The sequence below is a fragment of the Streptomyces adelaidensis genome, from assembly GCF_016598475.1.
Lineage (GTDB): Bacteria > Actinomycetota > Actinomycetes > Streptomycetales > Streptomycetaceae > Streptomyces > Streptomyces adelaidensis.
Genome location: NZ_JAEMUX010000188.1, coordinates 1 through 3,617 on the forward strand (window position 1 = coordinate 1; position 3,617 = coordinate 3,617).

At 65.2% G+C, this 3,617-nt stretch carries 3 protein-coding genes and 1 pseudogene; all 4 read left to right on the forward strand.

The genetic code is table 11. The features are described 5' to 3' along the window. On the forward strand, nt 1–922 hold a 922-nt coding region (locus I8N67_RS41045), incomplete at its 5' end, for a TniB family NTP-binding protein (protein WP_234047082.1). Beyond that, nucleotides 919–1,827: a hypothetical protein gene (locus I8N67_RS41050; RefSeq protein ID WP_200309410.1), complete on the forward strand. Its 909-nt coding sequence runs from the start codon at nt 919–921 to the stop codon at nt 1,825–1,827. The genes I8N67_RS41045 and I8N67_RS41050, both read left to right, overlap by 4 nt. Nucleotides 1,828–1,900: 73 nt before the next feature. Next, on the forward strand, nt 1,901–2,980 hold the full coding sequence (locus tag I8N67_RS41055) for a protein phosphatase 2C domain-containing protein (protein WP_200309411.1): 1,080 nt from the start codon (nt 1,901–1,903) through the stop codon (nt 2,978–2,980). 479 nt (nt 2,981–3,459) lie between these two features. Then, a pseudogene (locus I8N67_RS41060) lies at nt 3,460–3,617 on the forward strand (phosphotransferase); the annotation flags it as partial.

Below are 3,617 nucleotides of genomic sequence, written 5' to 3' on the forward strand. Positions count from 1 at the left end.
GCCCCAGCCGCAGTGGCACTCCTTGAGTGCCATGGGGCGTGACGTCTACGACGAGGCCCGGATCCGATATCACTCCGAGCTACAGGTGGTGCGGACCTCGGCAGTGAAGGAGATCGCCCACCAGGGGCGGCTATTGACACTGCTCAACCAGCGCGAGCACGGGGCTCGACGCGGGATGATCGTCTCCGGGAAGCAGACTACGGGGAAGACGACCGCGCTCAAGCAGCTTGGCCGCCTCCACGAGCTGCGGGTGCGGCAGCGCTATCCGGGGAGTAGTCGGATCCCGGTCGTCTACCTGACCGCACCGCCCAAAGGATCCCCGCGCAAGCTCGCTATGGAGTTCGCGCGGTTCCTGGGCCTGCCGGCCATCGGGCCCCGGCACAACACGATCGACATCACCAGCGCCGTCTGCCAGGTGATGATCGAAGCCCGTACGGACCTTGTGCTGGTCGACGAGATCCATCTCATGAACCACGCCACGCTCGCAGGAGAAGATCTCTCCGACCATCTGAAGTACTTCACTGAGCACCTGCCTGCCACGTTTGTCTATGCCGGGATCGACGTCGAGCAGTCCGGTGTCTTCACCGGTGTCCGCGGCAAGCAGCTTGGTGGCCGGTGCGTGCTTGTCCGCACCGGGCCATTCCCGTTAGGCCCTGAATGGCGGTCGCTGGTCGCCTCCTTGGAGACAACCCTCCGTCTGCATCGGCACGAGCGAGGCACGCTGGTAAAGCTCTCGGACTACCTGCATCAGCGGACCGGCGGCGTCATCGGCAGCCTGTCCCACCTGATCCGCGCGGCATCCATCTCCGCGATCCTCGACACCAGCGAGCGCATCACCCGCGCCACACTCAAGAGCACACGTATCGACCACAACAGTGAGTCCGCCTCCCAACTTGCCTCGCCGCGAGGGGCGGTGCAGTGAGCGGACCTACCGGCTTCTGGCTCGTCCGTCCGCTTCCCCTGCCGGTCAAGCCCTTCCCCCGTGAGACCGAGGATTCGTATCTGTGGCGTCTGAGTCAGACGAACAAGATTCCCCTCCAGCGATTGACATCGCCAAGTCACTGGCTGCTGTCTCAGCGGGACTACGTGAGCCGACTGAGCATCGTCAGCGGTCAGCCCCGCGCCAGCCTCCTAAAAGCGATTCCTCACCTCGGCAAGAACAAGGGCGACCCGGGGCGCCCGCGGCAGCGCGGTGGCTATGCCTGTCGCCATTGCGTCGCGCGGCGGACCGGCAGCACACACCACAGTGTCTGGACCTGGACGTCCTGCCACGACCAGGTCTGCATCCCGCACCGCCTCTGGATCGGACGTGCTGTCGACGACCCCGCCCGCCAGCTTGATCTCACCGAGTTTCCCGAGATCGTTGAAGCACAACGCCGTCACTACCGGCTGTTGCGTCGGCAGGGACACCTTGTGATGGATTCGTGCTACCAGTACGGCTCGGACTTCTGGCACAGCCTGTTCCAGCGCGGATACCGACTCAGTGACCGAGCGGAACGGCTCCGCCAGTTGTCGCCAGTCACCCGGGAGGTTCGCCCCTTCGACCCACGCCGCTATGTCGCCGTCTACCCGGAAATCGTCGAGGCCATCTCGCTCTTTGCATCCCCATACTGGCGGAGTCTCGCTCTTACCGACAATGAAACGAAGTTCAAAGAGTTCAGAGCGGAGTTCAACCGACGACTGCCCCAGGAACGAGCGCTCCGGACCACGGCTCGGGCGTGGTTCCTCACTGAACTTAAGCGGACCGCCATGCGAATCGAAGCAGCCGTGCAGCATGATCGCCCGGAGCCAGATCTGGGGTTTGTTGTTCGGTCGGAGAGCCGCTAGTTGACCTTCACCTTGGGGGAAGCCACAGCATCGGTGGGGCCGGGCGATGTGCTCGGCATGAGGAGGAGCGAGCATGGGGTTGCTGACCATTGGGACATTCGCGAAAGCGTCCCGCCTGTCTCCGAAGGCGCTGCGTCTCTACGACGAGCTCGGACTGCTGACCCCCGCTCGCGTCGACCCGGTGACCGGCTACCGCCTCTACGCACCGGAACAACTGGACCAGGCCCGGCTCGTCGCCTGGCTCCGGCGCCTGGGGATGCCCCTGGCCCGCATCCAGCACGTCAGCATGCTGGAATCAGCCGCGGCAGCCCAGGAGATCCGCGCATTCTGGGCCCAGGTCGAGGCCGACACCGCCGCGCGGCGGAACCTCGCTTCCTTCCTCATCGACCATCTGTCCTGGAAGGACCCCGCCATGTCTTCCACCACCAAGCCCCTGGGAATCCGTTACGCCGCCCTTTCCGACACGGGCCTTGTCCGAGAGACGAATCAGGACACCGCCTACGCCGGGTCCCGCCTGCTCGCCGTTGCCGACGGCTACGGCAGCGCAGGAGCCCCAGCCAGCGCTGCCGCCATCGACGCGCTCAAGCGCCTCGAAACCGACAGCATCCCGGCAGGCGATCTCCTCAACCTCCTCGAAGACGCCATCGAACAGGCCAAACACGCCGTGCACGGCGTCGCCGGGACCGCCTCATCGCCCGAACAGGCCGGCACCACACTCACCGCAATGCTCTGGACCGGATCGCAGTTGGCTCTCGTCCACATCGGCGACTCCCGCGTCTACCTCCTGCGCGACGGAGCACTGTTCCAGATCACGCACGACCACACCATGGTGCAGTCGATGGTCGACGAAGGACGCCTTACCCAGGAGGAAGCCGCCTCCCATCCCCAGCGGTCGCTGTTGCTACGAGCCCTGGGCCAAGGAGCCGATGGCAGCCCCGACATGCGCCTTCACGACGCTCAGCAGGGGGACCGATACCTGCTCTGCTCCGACGGTCTGTCGACCGTCGTACCAACCGATGAGATCCGACGGGCGCTCTCCGAGATCAGGGAGCCCGAGCAGGCTGTCCGCGAACTCATCGCCCTCGCCAACGGCTGCGGCAGCCCCGACAACGTCAGCTGCGTGGTCGCCGACGTCATGGAGCTCCAGCAGTAGGAGCGAGCGGCATGCACTTCGAGTTGCACCAGATCCGCTCTCAGGAACTCATCCGTGAAGCCGACGAGTACCGACTCGCCCGACAAGCCAGGAGAGCCAAGTCGGCTCCCCGACCCATGGCAGCCAGCACCTCGCGACCGACGCCACGGCGCCTGCTGGCTTGGCTCCGCGGGTGAACCACCACGCTGCCTACGGTTGAGCGGGGCACCGACCGCCAACCTGTCCCACTCAACCGTAGGCAACGCAGGTCAGAGCCTCACCCTGCCCACCGTTTTCTGGGACAGGACAGCGAGCCATCTGTCGTGTGGGGTCGCGCGTGTCCTGTCTCCGTGATGTCCGGGTGTCCCGTCGCACTGAAGCTGGCAGATTCTCACTCGGTCTCACCTGACCTGGCAGATTCTCAAAGGATCGAGTTCCGAACGGCGACCGCCTTGGGAAAATCACTGGCGGCGGCGAAGCCCGGGCAGAAGGCTCTCACCGTGACACTTCATGAGAACGAGATCCGTGTGGATGAGGCGGTCGTCCGGTCACTGCTGCGGGAACAGCGACCGGAATGGGCCGCCCTCCCCATCTCGCCAGCCGGTGCGGGCACGGACAACACGATGTACCGGCTCGGCGACCAACTGCTCATGCGACT

What these genes read in the sequence shown, in the direction of transcription:
- I8N67_RS41055 (WP_200309411.1), top strand. Translation starts at nt 1,901, where the DNA reads ATGGGGTTGCTGACCATTGGGACATTCGCGAAAGCGTCCCGCCTGTCT.